This is a genomic window from Krasilnikoviella flava, from assembly GCF_900167525.1.
In the GTDB taxonomy this organism is placed as follows: Bacteria; Actinomycetota; Actinomycetes; order Actinomycetales; family Cellulomonadaceae; genus Isoptericola; species Isoptericola flavus.
Genome location: NZ_FUZQ01000007.1, coordinates 369,516 through 385,303 on the forward strand (window position 1 = coordinate 369,516; position 15,788 = coordinate 385,303).

General features: G+C 73.8%; 16 protein-coding genes and 1 rRNA gene. 13 read left to right on the plus strand and 4 right to left on the minus strand.

The genetic code is table 11. The features are described from left to right. Positions 1–13 precede the first annotated feature (13 nt). From B5Y66_RS19825 to B5Y66_RS19840, 4 genes are read right to left on the minus strand one after another with little or no spacing between them, the layout of a single operon-like run. Positions 14–805: a methyltransferase domain-containing protein gene (locus tag B5Y66_RS19825; protein WP_079576300.1), complete on the minus strand. Its 792-nt coding sequence runs from the start codon at positions 803–805 to the stop codon at positions 14–16. A 55-nt stretch (positions 806–860) separates the two neighbouring features. Next, on the minus strand, positions 861–1,844 hold the full coding sequence (locus B5Y66_RS19830; protein WP_079576301.1) for a quinone oxidoreductase family protein: 984 nt from the start codon (positions 1,842–1,844) through the stop codon (positions 861–863). 27 nt (positions 1,845–1,871) lie between these two features. Continuing rightward, complete coding sequence (locus tag B5Y66_RS19835; RefSeq protein ID WP_079576302.1) at positions 1,872–2,474, minus strand: DUF1684 domain-containing protein; 603 nt, start codon at positions 2,472–2,474, stop codon at positions 1,872–1,874. After that, positions 2,471–3,037, minus strand: a complete 567-nt coding sequence (locus B5Y66_RS19840) for a class I SAM-dependent methyltransferase (protein WP_245807235.1) — start codon at positions 3,035–3,037, stop codon at positions 2,471–2,473. The genes B5Y66_RS19835 and B5Y66_RS19840 overlap by 4 nt, the downstream gene beginning before the upstream one ends. Before the next feature lie 23 nt (positions 3,038–3,060). On the opposite strand from B5Y66_RS19840, the gene B5Y66_RS19845 reads away from it, so the two are divergent. The 13 genes from B5Y66_RS19845 to B5Y66_RS19905 all read left to right on the plus strand — a co-directional run. Next, positions 3,061–3,579 (plus strand): GNAT family N-acetyltransferase, encoded by a 519-nt coding sequence (locus tag B5Y66_RS19845; RefSeq protein WP_245807236.1) that lies wholly within the window; start codon positions 3,061–3,063, stop codon positions 3,577–3,579. 64 nt (positions 3,580–3,643) lie between these two features. Further along, positions 3,644–4,732 (plus strand): N-acetyl-gamma-glutamyl-phosphate reductase, encoded by a 1,089-nt coding sequence (gene argC / locus B5Y66_RS19850; RefSeq protein WP_079576304.1) that lies wholly within the window; start codon positions 3,644–3,646, stop codon positions 4,730–4,732. Next, positions 4,729–5,919, plus strand: coding sequence for a bifunctional glutamate N-acetyltransferase/amino-acid acetyltransferase ArgJ (gene argJ, locus B5Y66_RS19855; protein ID WP_079576305.1), 1,191 nt, complete (start codon positions 4,729–4,731; stop codon positions 5,917–5,919). Before argC ends, argJ begins: the two co-directional genes overlap by 4 nt. Next, entirely contained in the window at positions 5,916–6,875 is a 960-nt protein-coding gene (gene argB, locus B5Y66_RS19860; RefSeq protein WP_079576306.1) for an acetylglutamate kinase, read from the plus strand. The genes argJ and argB overlap by 4 nt, the downstream gene beginning before the upstream one ends. Further along, positions 6,872–8,170, plus strand: a complete 1,299-nt coding sequence (locus tag B5Y66_RS19865) for an acetylornithine transaminase (protein ID WP_079576307.1) — start codon at positions 6,872–6,874, stop codon at positions 8,168–8,170. Before argB ends, B5Y66_RS19865 begins: the two co-directional genes overlap by 4 nt. Beyond that, positions 8,170–9,102, plus strand: a complete 933-nt coding sequence (gene argF, locus B5Y66_RS19870) for an ornithine carbamoyltransferase (protein WP_079576308.1) — start codon at positions 8,170–8,172, stop codon at positions 9,100–9,102. Before B5Y66_RS19865 ends, argF begins: the two co-directional genes overlap by 1 nt. After that, a complete protein-coding gene (locus B5Y66_RS19875; protein ID WP_139820999.1) occupies positions 9,099–9,623 on the plus strand; it encodes an arginine repressor in 525 nt (174 codons plus the stop codon). Before argF ends, B5Y66_RS19875 begins: the two co-directional genes overlap by 4 nt. A 75-nt stretch (positions 9,624–9,698) precedes the next feature. Continuing rightward, positions 9,699–10,928, plus strand: coding sequence for an argininosuccinate synthase (locus B5Y66_RS19880; RefSeq protein ID WP_079576309.1), 1,230 nt, complete (start codon positions 9,699–9,701; stop codon positions 10,926–10,928). A gap of 13 nt (positions 10,929–10,941) precedes the next feature. Beyond that, positions 10,942–12,387: an argininosuccinate lyase gene (gene argH / locus B5Y66_RS19885; RefSeq protein WP_079576310.1), complete on the plus strand. Its 1,446-nt coding sequence runs from the start codon at positions 10,942–10,944 to the stop codon at positions 12,385–12,387. A 100-nt stretch (positions 12,388–12,487) separates the two neighbouring features. After that, entirely contained in the window at positions 12,488–13,114 is a 627-nt protein-coding gene (locus B5Y66_RS19890) for a uridine kinase family protein (protein WP_079576311.1), read from the plus strand. Further along, positions 13,111–13,824: a DNA-3-methyladenine glycosylase gene (locus tag B5Y66_RS19895; RefSeq protein WP_079576312.1), complete on the plus strand. Its 714-nt coding sequence runs from the start codon at positions 13,111–13,113 to the stop codon at positions 13,822–13,824. Before B5Y66_RS19890 ends, B5Y66_RS19895 begins: the two co-directional genes overlap by 4 nt. A gap of 63 nt (positions 13,825–13,887) precedes the next feature. Next, on the plus strand, positions 13,888–15,147 hold the full coding sequence (gene tyrS, locus B5Y66_RS19900) for a tyrosine--tRNA ligase (protein ID WP_079576313.1): 1,260 nt from the start codon (positions 13,888–13,890) through the stop codon (positions 15,145–15,147). A gap of 554 nt (positions 15,148–15,701) precedes the next feature. Further along, positions 15,702–15,788, plus strand: a 16S ribosomal RNA gene (locus B5Y66_RS19905); the annotation flags it as partial.

Below are 15,788 nucleotides of genomic sequence, written 5' to 3' on the forward strand. Positions count from 1 at the left end.
CGTGCGCTGGCCGTCAGGCTGTTCGCGTGGCGACCACGAACACGCGCCGGAACGCCAGGGGAGTGCCCCACGGCCGGCGGGGGTACGCCTCCCGCAGCGCCGCCCCGAGATCGGCGTCGAAGCTCGCGCGCAGCCCCGTCCCCTGCGCCGCGTCGTACGCGTCGAGCGCGTGCAGCACCGGCTGCGCCCCGGTGGCGGAGATCCAGCGGAGCACCGGGTCCTCGCCGCCCAGCACGTGGGAGTAGGTGGTCTCCCACGTGTCGACCTCCCACCCGGGGCCCGCGAGGAGCTCGAGGTAGTCCGCCGGGTCGCCGACGGCGCGGCGCTCGACCGGGCCGACGGCGGCGGCGTACGGCTCGCGCCCGGCGACCTCGCGCAGCGCGCGGTGGCTCGGGGCGTCGTGGTTGCCGGGGACCGAGAAGGCGAACGTCTGCCGCGCCGTCGCGGCGAGCGCCGGCAGCAGGTCGCGGTGCCCGGGCACCCACTGCAGCGTGGCGTTGCTGATCACGAGGTCGGCCTCGGGCGCAGGGCCACGGCCGGCGGCGTGGTCGCGGACGTCGGCGAGCTCGTAGCGTCCGTCCGGGTCGGCCGCCCGCGCCCGCTCGATCATCGCCGGGGAGGCGTCGAGCCCGACGAACGAGGCGTGCGGCCACCGCTCGCGGAGCAGGGGAGTGAGGTGGCCGGGGCCGCAGCCGAGATCGACGATGCTCGCCGGGTCGGTCAGCACGCGCGCGACCAGGTCCCCGAACGGCCGCGACCGCTCGTCGGTGTAGCGCAGGTACGCGGTGGGGGACCAGTCGGCCATCACGATTCCTCTCGACGTCAAGTGTCTTGATGTCGAGAGACTAGCCTGGCGCAGCTCAGGGGACCAGCAGCACCTTGCCGGTCGTCGCGCGCCCCTCGAGGGCACGGTGCGCCTCGCCGGCGTCCGCCAGCGGGAACGTCGCGCCGACGCGGACGTCGAGGTCGCCCGCCGCGGCGGCGCCCAGTACCTCGGCCGCCCGCCACTCCAGCTCTCCGCGGGTGAGCGTGTAGTGCGCCAGCGTCGGCCGGGTGAGGTAGAGCGAGCCACCGGCGTTGAGCCGCTGCGGGTCGAACGGCGGCACCTGACCCGACGCACCTCCGAACAGCACCAGCGTGCCGCGCGGGCGCAGCGACGCGAGCGAGGCGTCGAACGTCGCGCGGCCCACGCCGTCATATGCCACGTGCACGCCGCGGCCGTCGGTGAGGTCGCGCACGACGGCGGGCAGCTCGGTCGAGACGTCGCCCATCGCGGCGTAGTCCACCGTGTGCGCGGCGCCCGCCGCCGACGACAGGGCGGCCTTCTCCGGCGAGGACACCGTCGTGATGACACGCCCGCCGCGCGCGACCGCGAGCTGCGTCGCGAGCAGGCCGACGCCGCCCGCCCCGGCGGTGAGCAGGACGTCGTGGCCCGGACCGACCTCGAAGGTCGACGCCACGAGGTAGTGCGCCGTCATCCCCTGCAGCGGCAGTGCGGCAGCGGTGACGAGGTCGAGCCCCGCGGGGACGCGGACGGCGTTCGCGGCGGGGACGACGGCGAGCTCGGCGTACGAGCCCGGGGCCTCGTTCCAGGCCACCTCGTCGCCGACGGCGAAGCCCGTCACGCCGTCGCCGAGCGCCTCGACCGTGCCCGCACCCTCGACACCGACGACGTGCGGGTAGCTCATCGCGTACACGCCCGCACGCCGGTAGGTATCGATGAAGTTGACCCCGGCCGCGGCGACGCGGACGACGAGCTCGCCCGGGCCGGGCGAGGGGTCGGGCTGCTCGACGTACTCCAGGACCTCAGGACCACCCGCCGCGCGGGCCACGACTGCGTGCATGCGCCCGAGCCTACGCAGCCGGGACCGTCAGTCCGTCCGCTCGCCGGCCCGCACCGGCGTGGTGAGCCGGTTGCCGGCGGGCGCCAGCGGGCACGTCCAGGCGGGGTCGTAACGGCAGGACGGGTGGTAGGCGAGGTTGAGGTCCATCACCACGAGCCCGTCGCGCCCGCCGAGGTCGGCGCCCTTGGCCGTGTCGAGGAGGTACCTCCCGCCGCCGTACGTCTCGCCGCCGGCGGTGCCGTCGCGCAGCGGCACGAAGAGGCCGCCGCCGTACTGCGCCAGCCACCAGGCGTCCAGGGGGCCGATGCCGGGCAGCTCGAGCGTGCCGACGCGCTCCATCGTCGTCGTGCCGTCCGCCCCCGTGTCGAGCTCGAGCATGGCGGGCGGCGCGGGTCGCAGCGGGACCTCGAACCGCAGCGCCGGGTCGTAGGGCCAGTACGGCAGGCCGGACCTGCGCAGCGGGTCGCCGGAGGGCAGCGGGCTCTGCGGGTGGTCGCGGAACAGCGCGTCACGGCCGGCCCGCCAGGTGGCGTGCCCGCTCGCGGGGTCGGGGGCGGCGCGGACCGCCGCGTAGAGCTCGGCCGTGCGGCGCCGCCAGTCCGCGAGCTCGACCGCGGTACGCGGCGTCATCGCGCCGCCCCGGGCAGAGCCGTCTCCAGCTCGGCGAGCAGGAACGAGTCGCCGTCGTCGTGGCGCCACGCGGCGTGCCGGCGCAGGCGCAGCCCGGCGAGCAGTTCGGGCGTGGCGAAGCGGTCGTGGTGCACGGGGAAGTCGCGGGGTGGGCCCGCGGGCCGGCCGAAGCCGGTGAACGTCGCTGTGACGGCGCGGCCGCCCGGCCGCAGCACGCGGGCCCACTCGGCCAGCACCGCGTCCGGTCGGGGCATGAGCTGCAGCGCCGTCACGCACGTCACGAGGTCGACGGAACGGTCGGCGACGGGCAGCGCCGCCGCGTCGGCCAGGACGAACACGGCGGCGGGCAGCGCACGACCGGCGGCAGCGAGCATCGCGGGGGCGACGTCGACGCCGGTCGCCCGCAGCGGGTCCGGGGATGTCGCGGCCAGCGCCCGGAGCACCAGGCCGGTCCCGGTGCCGACGTCGAGGACGTCGGCGACCGCGGCGCCGACCGCGCCGCTCTCGATGCCGTTCTCGATGCCGTTCCCCATGTCGTCGGTCAGGGTCGGGTCGACGGTCACGCTGGCGACCCTATGCTGCGCGGGTGACACGCGACACGAACCCGGCATTCCGCGTCCGCCCGGCCCGCGACGAGGACTGGCCCCGTCTGTGGCCGATCGTGGCGGAGGTGGTGCGCGCGGGGGAGTCGTACGCCTACCCGACCGACCTCACGAGCGACGACGGTCGCGACCTCTGGATGGAGCGAGCGCCAGGCGCGACGGTCGTCGCGGAGGGGGCGGACGGGGAGCTGCTGGGCACGGCCAAGATGGGGCCGAACCGTCCCGGTCGGGGCGACCACGTCGGCACGGCGTCGTTCATGGTGGCGCCCGCGGCGCGGGGGCTCGGCGTGGGCCGGGCGCTCGGCGAGCACGTCGTCGCCTGGCACCGGGAACAGGGCTTCCGCGGCATCCAGTTCAACGCGGTGGTGGAGACGAACGAGGCGGCGGTCCGGCTGTGGCGGTCGCTCGGGTTCGAGGTCGTCGGCACCGTGCCGGGTGCCTTCCGCAGTGCGTCGCACGGGTACGTGGGGCTGCATGTGATGTACCTACCGCTGGCCGGCTGACAGCCGTCGTCCGGTCCGCGGGAGGGGGTCCCCGGCGACTGCATAGGTATGTATAGTGCTGCATATGGTCAGCACTGAGTCGCGCACGTTCCGTGTCGCCGTCGCCGGTGCCTCCGGGTACGCCGGGGGCGAGTTCCTGCGCGTCGCGGCGCGTCACCCCGCGCTGGAGGTCGGGACGCTCACGGCGCACTCGAACGCCGGCGCACGGCTCGGCGCGCTGCAGCCGCACCTGCGCTCGCTCGCCGACCGCGTGCTCGAGCCGACCACGCCGGAGGCGCTCGCGGGCCATGACGTCGTCGTGCTCGGCCTGCCGCACGGGGCGTCCTCGGAGATCGCCGCACAGCTGCCCGACGACGTGCTCGTCCTCGACCTCGGCGCCGACCACCGGCTCGTCTCCGCCGCCGACTGGGAGCAGTTCTACGGCTCGGCCCACGCGGGCACCTGGCCCTACGGCCTGCCCGAGCTGATCCACGCCGACGGCGCGGGTTCGGTCGCCGGCACCCAGCGCGACCAGCTGGCCGGCGCGAGCCGCATCGCCGTGCCCGGCTGCAACGTCACGGCCGTCACCCTGGGGCTGCAGCCGGGCGTCGCGGCCGGCCTGGTGAGCCCTGTCGACGTCGTCGCGGTCCTCGCCAACGGCTACTCCGGGGCCGGGAAGTCGCTCAAGCCGCACCTCCTGGCCTCCGAGGGCCTCGGGTCGGCGGTGCCGTACGCGGTGGGTGGCACGCACCGGCACATCCCCGAGATCGCGCAGAACCTGCGCACTGCCGGGGCTCCTGCGGTGTCGATCAGCTTCACGCCCACCCTCGTGCCGATGTCGCGGGGCATCCTCGCCACCGTGACCGCCAGGCTCGCGCCCGGCCGTGAGGACGCGACGGCCGCCGACGTGCGTGCCGCCTGGGCCGACGCCTACTCGGGCGAGCCGTTCGTCGAGCTGCTTCCCGAGGGGCAGTGGCCGACCACGGCCGCCACGCTCGGTGCCAACACCGCCCTCGTGCAGGTCGCGCTCGACGCCGCCGCCGGGCGCGTCGTGACGGTCACCGCCATCGACAACCTGGTCAAGGGCACCGCCGGGCAGGCGGTCCAGGCCATGAATCTTGCCCTCGGCCTGCCGGAGACGGCCGGCCTCGTCACCGAAGGAGTGGCTCCATGAGCATCACCGCACCGGCCGGGTTCCGGGCCGCCGGCGTCGCCGCCGGCCTCAAGTCGTCGGGCGGGCGCGACGTCGCGCTCGTCGTCAACGACGGCCCGCGACGTACGGCAGCGGCGGTGCTCACGACCAACCGTGTCCAGGCTGCGCCCGTGGTGTGGACCCGCCAGGCCGTGAGCGACGGCGCCGCGCGCGCCGTCGTCCTCAACTCCGGCGGGGCGAACGCGTGCACCGGCCCCGAGGGCTTCGCCGACACCCACCGCACGGCGGAGCACGTGGCCGCGGTGCTCTCGGCCGGCGCCGCCACGCCCGAGGACGAGGTCGGCGCGGGCGACGTGCTCGTGTGCAGCACCGGCCTCATCGGCCTGCGCCTGGACATGGACGCCCTGCTCGGCGGCGTCGACGCGGCCGCGGGTGCGCTCGCCGCGGACGGCGGCGACGCCGCTGCCGACGCGATCCGCACCACCGACACGGTGTCCAAGCAGGCCGTCGCGCAGCGCGCGGGCTGGAGCGTCGGCGGGATGGCGAAGGGTGCGGGCATGCTCGCTCCGGGCCTTGCCACGATGCTCTCCGTGATCACGACCGACGCCGTGGTCGATCCCGCGACGGCCGAAGCCGCGCTGCGTGCCGCCACGGCCACGACGTTCGACCGGGTCGACTCCGACGGCTGCATGTCGACCAACGACACCGTGATCCTGCTCGCCAGCGGCGCGTCGGGCGTCGAGGCCGGCGTCGAGGACCTGACGGCTGCGGTCACCGAGGTGACGGCCTCGCTCGCGCGCCAGCTCGTGGCCGACGCCGAGGGCGCCAGCCACGACATCGCGGTCACCGTCACCGGCGCCACGACCGACGCGGCGGCCGTCACCGTCGCCCGGGCCGTGACGCGCTCCAACCTGTTCAAGGCGGCCATCTTCGGCAACGACCCGAACTGGGGCCGCATCGTCGCCGCCGTCGGCACCGTGCCGGAGGACGTCGCCCCCTACGACCCGCTGGCGCTCGACGTCACGGTCAACGGCGTGCAGGTGTGCCGGGCGCAGGGCGTGGGGGAGCCGCGCGAGCTCGTCGACCTCGCCGCGTCGCGCGAGGTGACCGTCGTGGTCGACCTGCACGCGGGCGACGCGTCCGCCACCGTGTGGACCAACGACCTCACGCACGACTACGTCCACGAGAACAGCGCGTACAGCTCATGAGCAGCGACGTCGTGAACGGGCTGCTGCCCGAGCAGAAGGCCGAGGTGCTCCTCGAGGCGCTGCCGTGGCTCCAGGAGTTCGCCGGGGCCCTCGTCGTCGTCAAGTACGGCGGCAACGCGATGATCGACGACGAGCTCAAGGCCGCGTTCGCGCAGGACATGGTCTTCCTGCGCCAGGTGGGCCTGCGGCCGGTCGTGGTGCACGGCGGCGGCCCGCAGATCAACGCCATGCTGGAGCGGCTCGGCATCCACAGCGAGTTCCGCGGCGGGCTGCGGGTCACCACGCCCGAGGCGATGGACGTGGTGCGCATGGTGCTCACGGGCCAGGTCTCGCGCGAGCTCGTGGGCCTGATCAACGCGCACGGCCCGCACGCCGTCGGCATGTCGGGGGAGGACGCGGGCCTGTTCCGCGCCGCCCGCCGGCACGCCGTCGTCGACGGGGAGCCGGTGGACGTCGGCCTCGTGGGCGACGTGGTCCAGGTGGACCCGGGCGCGGTGCGGGACCTGCTCGACGCCGGGCGGATCCCCGTCGTGTCGACGGTCGCGCCCGACGTCGACGACCCGACCCAGGTGCTGAACATCAATGCCGACACCGCGGCCTCTGCGCTCGCGGTGGCGCTCGGGGCGAGCAAGCTCATCATGCTGACGGACGTCGAGGGCCTGTACACGTCGTGGCCCGACAAGGACTCGCTCGTCGAGGAGATCTCCGCGCCGCAGCTCGCGGCCCTGCTGCCGTCCCTCACCTCGGGCATGGTGCCCAAGATGGAGGCCTGCCTGCGGGCCGTGCAGGGCGGCGTGCCGCGCGCCACGGTGATCGACGGCCGCCAGCCGCACTCCGTGCTGCTGGAGGTCTTCACCACCCGCGGCAACGGCACCATGGTCGTGCCCGCCCCGGCTCCGGCGACCACCGACGACACGAACCTGAGCAAGGACCCGAGCAAGGAGGACGGCGCGTGAGCGACACCCTGCAGTCCGTGAGCGGCGGAGCCCTCGCCGACGCGTCGAACGCCGCGTGGACGGATCGCTACACCCACGCGGTGATGGACACGTTCGGCCCGCCGCAGCGCGTGCTGGTGCGCGGCGAGGGCGCCTACGTGTGGGACGCCGACGGCCGGCGCTACCTCGACCTGCTCGCCGGGATCGCGGTGAACGCGCTCGGCCACGCGCACCCCACCCTCACGGCGGCGATCAGCGCCCAGCTCGGCACCCTCTGCCACGTGTCGAACTTCTTCGCCACGCCCACGCAGATCGGTCTGGCGGAGCGGCTGCTGCACCTCGCCGGGGCGCCGGAGGGGTCGCGGGTGTTCTTCACCAACTCGGGCACCGAGGCGGTCGAGGCGGCGTTCAAGATGGCTCGCCGGAACCGCGGTGAGGACGGGTCCCGCACGCGCGTGCTGGCCCTCGAGGGCGGGTTCCACGGCCGCTCGATGGGCGCGCTCGCACTCACCGCCAAGGCCGCCTACCGGGAGCCGTTCGAGCCGCTGCCGGGCGGCGTCGAGCACGTGCCCTTCGGCGACACCGCCGCCCTCGAGGAGGCGTTCTCGCCCGCCGCGGTGGCCGAGCGTGGCGGCGTGGCGGCGTTCGTCCTCGAGCCGCTCCAGGGCGAGGCCGGCGTGCGGCCCCTGCCCCCGGGCTACCTGGCGCACGCTCGCCGGCTCACCGCCGACGCGGGCGCGCTGCTCGTGCTCGACGAGGTCCAGACAGGGGTCGGCCGCACCGGGTCGTGGTTCGCGTTCCAGCAGCCGGAGATCGGCGGGGGCGTGCTGCCCGACGTCGTCACCGTGGCCAAGGGCCTCGGCGGAGGCTTCCCCGTGGGGGCCACGATCGCGTTCGGCGAGCGGGCGGCGACGCTGCTCGGCCGGGGCCAGCACGGCACCACGTTCGGCGGCAACCCGGTCGCGGCCGCCGCCGGCCTCGCCACGCTCGGCGTCATCGAGCGCGACGCACTGCTCGAGAACGTCCGCCACGTCGGGGCGGTCCTGAGCTCCGAGATCGAGGCCGCGGGCAACCCGCTCGTCGCCGGCGTGCGCGGTCGGGGGCTGCTGCTCGCCGTGCAGCTCACGCGGCCCGTCGCGGCCGACGTCGCGGCGGCCGCGCTGGAGGCCGGCTTCGTCGTGAATGCCGTGGCCCCTGACGCGATCCGCCTCGCCCCGCCCCTGATCCTCACCGCGGACCAGGCGCGCGACGTCGCCCGATTCTTCGCCGCCGTCACCGTGCCCGACACCACCGTCCCTGCCGAAAGGGAGAGCTGATGCCCCGCCACTTCCTCCGCGACGACGACCTCACCCCGGACGAGCAGCGGGAGGTCCTCGAGCTCGGCATGGCGTTCCGGGAGGACCGCTTCGTGCGCGCGCCGCTGGCCGGCCCGCAGGGCGTCGCCGTGCTCTTCGACAAGCCGACGCTGCGCACCCAGGTCTCGTTCTCCACCGGGATCGCCGAGCTCGGCGGCTTCCCCGTGATCGTGGACGGCCGCCTCGCCCAGGTGGGCGTGCGAGAGTCCGTCGCCGACGTCACGCGGGTGCTCGACCGCCAGGTGTCCGCCATCGTGTGGCGCACGTTCGGGCAGGACCGGATCGACGAGATGGCCGCGGTCTCGCGCGTCCCCGTCGTCAACGCCCTCACCGACGGCTTCCACCCGTGCCAGATCCTCGCCGACCTGCTGACGGTCGCGCAGCACCGCGGCGGCATCTCCGCCCTCGCCGGGCAGCGCCTCGCGTACGTGGGTGACGCCGCGAACAACATGGCCGCGTCCTACCTGCTCGGCGGCGTGACGGCCGGCCTGCATGTCGCCGTTGCCGGCCCGGAGGGCTACCTCCCGCCCGAGGACGTCGTCGCGCGCGCCCGCGAGATCGCCGCCACGACGGGCGGCTCGGTGACCGTGACGACCGACGTGCGCGCCGCCGTCGCAGGGGCGGACGTCGTCGCCGCGGACACCTGGGTGTCCATGGGAGACGAGGACGAGGCGGCCGAGCGGCTGGCCGCCCTCGACGCCTACCGCGTGGACGACGCGCTGATGGCCGCCGCCGCGGACGACGCGATCTTCCTGCACTGCCTGCCCGCATACCGGGGCAAGGAGGTCACCGCCGCGGTGATCGACGGCCCCGCGTCGGCGGTGTGGGACGAGGCCGAGAACCGGCTGCACGCGCAGAAGGCGCTGCTCACCTGGCTCCTGGAGCACCGGTGAGCGCGGACGGGGCCGCGGGCCCGACGACCAAGGCCGCGCGGCACGCACGGATCGTCGAGATCGTGCGGCGCACGGCGATCCACTCGCAGGCCGAGCTGGCCCGCGAGCTCGCCGACGCCGGCGTCAGCGTCACCCAGGGGACGCTGTCGCGCGACCTCATCGAGCTGCGGGCCGAGAAGGTGCGCAACGCCTCGGGGTCGCTCGTGTACGCCGTCCCGGGCGAGGGGGGCGACCGCAGCGTGCAGGCCGCGGGCGTAGGGGAGCACGACGTCGAGTACGTCGCCGCCCGCCTCGCCCGGCTGTGCAACGACCTGCTCGTCTCCGCGGAGGCGTCCGGGAACCTCGTGGTGCTGCGCACCCCGCCCGGCGCGGCGAACTACCTGGCCTCGGCGATCGACCACTCCGTCTTCCCGGGCGTCCTCGGCTCCATCGCGGGCGACGACACGATCCTCGTGATCGCTCGCGACCCCCTGGGCGGCGACGAGCTCGCGCGCCGCTTCCTCGAGCTCACCCAACCCTGACCCCGGCAGGCCGTGGCCCCCGCGGGCCGGCACTGCCAGACTTGACCTGAACCCCACGCCAGAAAGAGAACTGTGATGACTGATCGCGTCGTGCTCGCCTACTCGGGCGGCCTGGACACCTCCGTGGCCATCGGCTGGATCGCCGAGGCCACCGGGGCCGAGGTCGTCGCCGTCGCCGTCGACGTCGGCCAGGGCGGCGAGGACATGAACGTCGTGCGCAAGCGCGCCCTCGACTGCGGCGCCGTCGAGGCGTACATCGCGGACGCGCGCGACGAGTTCGCCGCCGAGTACTGCATGCCCGCGCTGCGGGCGAACGGCATGTACCTCGACCGGTACCCGCTGGTCTCGGCCATCTCGCGGCCCGTCATCGTCAAGCACATGGTCCGGGCCGCCCGCCAGTTCGGCGCGACGACCGTGGCGCACGGCTGCACCGGCAAGGGCAACGACCAGGTGCGCTTCGAGGTCGCGACGACCTCGCTCGCCCCCGACCTGAAGACCATCGCCCCGGTGCGCGACCTCGCCCTCACGCGCGAGAAGGCCATCGAGTACGCCGAGCGGCACGACCTGCCGATCGCGACCACCAAGAAGAACCCGTTCTCGATCGACCAGAACGTCTGGGGCCGCGCGGTGGAGACCGGCTTCCTCGAGGACATCTGGAACGAGCCCACCAAGGACGTGTACTCCTACACCGACGACCCGACGTTCCCGCCGGTCGCCGACGAGGTCGTCATCACGTTCGACCAGGGCATCCCGGTGGCGCTCGACGGCGTGGCCGTGACGCCGCTGCAGGCCATCCAGGAGATGAACCGCCGGGCCGGCGCGCAGGGCGTGGGCCGCATCGACATCGTCGAGGACCGCCTCGTGGGCATCAAGTCCCGCGAGATCTACGAGGCGCCCGGCGCCGTGGCCCTCATCGCCGCGCACCAGGAGCTGGAGAACGTCACCCTCGAGCGCGAGCAGGCCCGCTTCAAGCGGACCGTCGAGCAGCGCTGGACGGAGCTGGTCTACGAGGGCATGTGGTTCTCGCCCCTGAAGAAGAACCTGGACACGTTCATCGACGAGACGCAGAAGTACGTCTCGGGCGACATCCGCATGGTGCTGCACGGGGGCCGGGCCACCGTGACGGGCCGCCGCTCGGAGTCCAGCCTGTACGACTTCAACCTCGCCACCTACGACGAGGGCGACTCGTTCGACCAGTCGCACGCCAAGGGCTTCATCGAGATCTACGGCCTGGCCGCCAAGCAGGCCGCCGCCCGCGACGAGAAGTTCGGCAACGGCGTGGACTTCGGCGCCGGGGAGTTCTGACGTGGGTTCGGAGATGACGCCCGGCGGGCCGGACGGGAGCGTGACGCGGCAGTCCGACAACGTATCGCTGTGGGGCGGCCGGTTCTCCGGCGGCCCGTCGCCGGAGCTGCAGGCGCTGAGCCAGTCGACGCACTTCGACTGGGTGCTCGCGCCCTACGACATCCAGGGGTCCCGGGCGCATGCCCGCGTGCTGCACGCGGCCGGCCTGCTCACGGACGACGAGCTGTCGGGGATGCTCGAGGCGCTGGACGTCCTGCTCGCCGACGTCGAGTCGGGAGCCTTCCTCCCGGTGCTCGGCGACGAGGACGTGCACACCGCGCTCGAGCGCGGGCTCATCGAGCGCGCGGGCACGGAGCTCGGCGGCAAGCTGCGCGCGGGCCGCTCGCGCAACGACCAGATCGCCACCCTCGTGCGGTTGTACCTGCGCGACCAGTCGCGCGTCGTCGTGCGGCAGGTGCTCGACGTCGTGGACGCGCTCATCGTGCAGGCGGAGGCCGCCGGGGACGCGGTGATGCCGGGGCGCACGCACCTGCAGCACGCGCAGCCGGTGCTGCTGGCGCACCAGCTGCTGGCCCACGCGTGGCCGCTGCTGCGCGACGTCGACCGGCTGGTGGACTGGGACGTGCGCGCGGCGCGCTCGCCCTACGGGTCGGGGGCGCTCGCGGGCTCGTCGCTGGGCCTCGACCCCGCGGCGGTCGCCGCCGAGCTCGGCTTCGACGGCCCGGTGGAGAACTCGATCGACGGCACGGCCGCGCGCGACGTCGTGGCCGAGTTCGCGTTCGTGTCCGCGATGGTCGGCATCGACCTGTCGCGGCTGTCGGAGGAGATCATCCTCTGGAACACCAAGGAGTTCGGCTTCGTCCGGCTGGACGACGCGTGGTCGACCGGGTCGAGCATCATGCCGCAGAAGAAGAACCCGGACATCGCGGAGCTCGCGCGCGGCAAGGCCGGTCGGCTGGTGGGCGACCTCACGGGTCTGCTCACCACGCTCAAGGGACTGCCGCTGGCGTACAACCGCGACCTGCAGGAGGACAAGGAGCCGGTCTTCGACCAGGTGTCCACTCTCACGGTGCTGCTGCCCGCGTTCGCGGGGATGGTCCGGACGCTCACCTTCGACACGGGCCGGATGGCCGAGCTCGCGCCGCAGGGGTTCTCGCTGGCCACCGACATCGCCGAGTGGCTGGTGCGCCAGGGCGTCCCGTTCCGCGTCGCGCACGAGGTCGCGGGCGCGTGCGTCCGGGTCTGCGAGGAGCGTGGCATCGAGCTGTGGGACCTGTCCGACGCCGACCTCGCGGCGATCTCGGAGCACCTCACCCCGGGTGTCCGGGAGGTGCTGAGCGTCGAGGGCTCGGTGGCGTCGCGCGACGCCGTCGGGGGCACCGCGCCCCCGCGGGTCGCCGAGCAGGTGGAGTCCGCCAAGGAGCGGTCGGCGGAGTACCGCATCTGGGCGGACAGCTGAGCCGAACCGTGCCCGACGTCGGCCGCACGCTCCGTCGGGAGCGTGCGGCCGACGTCGTCCGGGGGCGGGTACGGTCGGCGGGCCGGGGGAAGGAGAGGGCGTGACGACGAGCGAGGACGTGCTGGACCAGCTGGTGGCGCGCGTGCGCGCAGCGGAGCCCCGGCTGCCGGGCACGGGCGCGCCGGAGCCGTGGCGGCGGACCAGGCTCGTGTGCATCGACGGGCCGGCGGGCTCGGGCAAGACGACGCTCGCGACGCAGCTCGCCATGCGGTTCGCCTGCCAGGTCGTGCACCTGGACGACCTCTACGAGGGCTGGGCAGCCGGGCCCGACGGCGGCGCCCACCGCCTGGGGGAGTGGGTCCTGGGTCCTCTCGCCGCCGGTCTGCCGGGGCGGTACCGCCGGTACGACTGGGACCGGGGCGAGTACGCCGAGCCCCACGACGTCGAGCCCGGTCCGGTACTGGTCGTCGAGGGCTGCGGCGCGGCGGCTCGACAGGTCGACGCCTGGGCCGCGCTGCGGGTGTGGGTCGAGGCCGACGACGAGGTGCGCCTTGCCCGCGGGCTCGCCCGGGACGGGGCGGACGCACGCGAGCACTGGTTGCGCTGGATGGCCGACGAGCACGCCCACTACGCGGCGGAGCGCACCCGCGACCGGGCCGACGTCCGGCTCGACGGCGCGGGCCGCATCCTCGACGGCGCGCGGCTCGCGGCACGGGACGCGCGATGACGGCGAGGCGCGAGCCGGCCGGGGGCGTCGCCACCGGGACGGGGGCCGCGACGGCCCCGGGGACCGTGGTCCCGGACCGCGCATGGTTCACGCGGGACGTGCTCGTCGTCGCCCGAGGCCTGCTGGGCGCGCTGCTCACCCGGCGCACGCCACAGGGAGCGGTCACCGTGCGGATCACGGAGGTCGAGGCCTACGCCGGCCCGGACGACCCGGGCTCCCACGCCTACCGCGGCGAGACGGCCCGCAACCGCACCATGTTCGGTGAGCCCGGCCGGGTCTACGTGTACCGGCACCTGGGGCTGCACCACTGCATGAACGTCGTGTGCAGCCCGCCCGGGGAGGCGTCGGCCGTCCTGCTGCGGGCGGGCGAGGTCGTCGAGGGCGTCGAGCTGGCCCGTGCGCGCCGCGCGGCCGCCGGCGTGACTCGCTCCGACCCGGACCTCGCCCGCGGCCCGGCGCGCCTCACTGTCGCGCTGGCGGTCGACCGGGAGGACGACGGTGCGGATGTCACGGACCCTGCCGGCGACCTGGTCCTGCGGGTGCCTGCGACGTCGCCGGACCGCGGCGGCCAGAGGATCGCGACCGGCCCGCGGGTGGGCGTGAGCGGCGAGGGCGGCCGCGCGGACCTGTTCCCTTGGCGCGCCTGGCTCGACGGCGATCCTGCCGTCTCGGTGTACCGAGCTGCGGAATCACGGCGCCGTCGGCGGTAGCGGTCGGGCACACTAGGAGGGCGGCCCGCCCGGGTCGTGATCCCCATTTCCGAGGAGCACACGGTGACCGACGTTCTCGACGAGCTGCACTGGCGGGGCCTGGTGGCGCAGTCCACCGACGAGGCCGCGCTGCGTTCTGCGCTGGCCGAGGGACCCGTCACCTATTACGCGGGTTTCGACCCGACGGCGCAGAGCCTGCACGTCGGGCACATGGTGCAGCTGCTGAACATGCGCCGGCTGCAGCTCGCGGGGCACCGGCCGCTCGCGCTGGTCGGCGGAGCCACGGGCCTCATCGGCGACCCGCGTCCGACGACGGAGCGCTCGATGCAGTCGCGCGACGTCGTCGCCGGCTGGGTGGACCGCATCCGGGCGCAGATCGAACCGTTCCTCGACTTCGGGGGGCCGGCCGCCGCGCGCATGGTCAACAACCTCGACTGGACCGGGTCGATGTCGGCGATCGACTTCCTGCGCGACGTCGGCAAGCACTTCCGGGTCGGCACCATGCTGGGCAAGGACATCGTGGCGCGTCGGCTGCGGTCCGACGAGGGCATCAGCTACACGGAGTTCAGCTACCAGGTGCTGCAGGGCATGGACTTCCGCGAGCTCTACGAGCGGCACGGGTGCACGCTGCAGCTCGGCGGCAACGACCAGTGGGGCAACCTGCTGTCGGGGGTCGAGCTGATCCGGAAGACGGACGGCACGGCCGTGCATGCCCTGACGTCGCCGCTCATCACGAAGGCGGACGGCACCAAGATGGGCAAGTCGGAGGGTGGGGCCGTCTGGCTCGACCCGGAGCTCACGAGCCCGTACGCCTTCTACCAGTTCTGGCTGAACACGGCCGACGCCGACGTCGTGAAGTACCTCAAGGTCTTCACGTTCCGCTCCCGCGAGGAGATCGAGACGCTCGAGGGTGAGGTGGCCGAACGCCCCTTCGCTCGCGAGGCGCAGCGAGCGCTGGCCGGCGACCTCACGACCCTGGTGCACGGCCAGGCGGCGACCGACGCGGTGATCGCGGCGAGCCAGGCCCTCTTCGGCCGCGGCGAGCTGCGGGGGCTGGACGCCGGCACTCTCGGTGCGGCGGTGTCGGAGCTGCCGCGGACGCTGGCGAAGGCCGGCGACCTCGTCGTCGACGCGTTCGTCGGGTCCGGCCTCGTGGCGTCGAAGGCGGCAGCCCGCCGCGCGATCGGTGAAGGCGGTGCCTACGTGAACAACACGAAGGTGGACTCCGACGACGCCGCGCTGCGGACAGAGGACCTGCTGCACGGCCGGTACGCCGTGTTGCGCCGCGGCAAGCGGACGCTGGCCGTGGCGGTCGCCGAGTAGACGCTGCCGACGCCGAGGGCCCCGGGGGAGCGAGTGCTCCTGCCGGGGCCCTCGTGCGTGTTGGACGACAGCATCGATCCTGCATCACCGCAGGTCAGCGCGCGATTTGGCACCTAGGTCGGAGTGTGTGTAATGTTCTGGTCGTTCGCCCGACAGGGAGAACGGACACCGAGGAGACAGCCGAGAGGCTGGGTACCGGTGGCCGGCCCGGGGCGGACAACCCGAATCCTTCTTCACGAGGGCGACGAGTGCGCTCTTGTTCGGGAACGGGTCGTTCGAAACCAGCAAGTTCGGGCCAAGGCCGGAAGTTGACGGGGCAGGACGAACCGAGTAAGTTTGAGGGGTTGCCCCGGCGGGGCTGGGATCCTGGAAAGGGGTTCTGGTTGCGCGGTGTGCGTCGGTTGTTTGAGAACTCAACAGTGTGTTTGATAGTCAATGCCAAGTATTTTTGAACCTTTTTGGTTCCTTTGGATCGGACTGAGCAGTTCAGCTTGGTCTGGCCAGTATCGTTGAATGCTGCGGGCTCTTTTGGGGGTTCGTGGTGTTTCTCTTCTTTTACGGAGAGTTTGATCCTGGCTCAGGACGAACGCTGGTGGCGTGCTTAACACATGCAAGTCGAACGGTGAAGCCCAGCTTGCTGG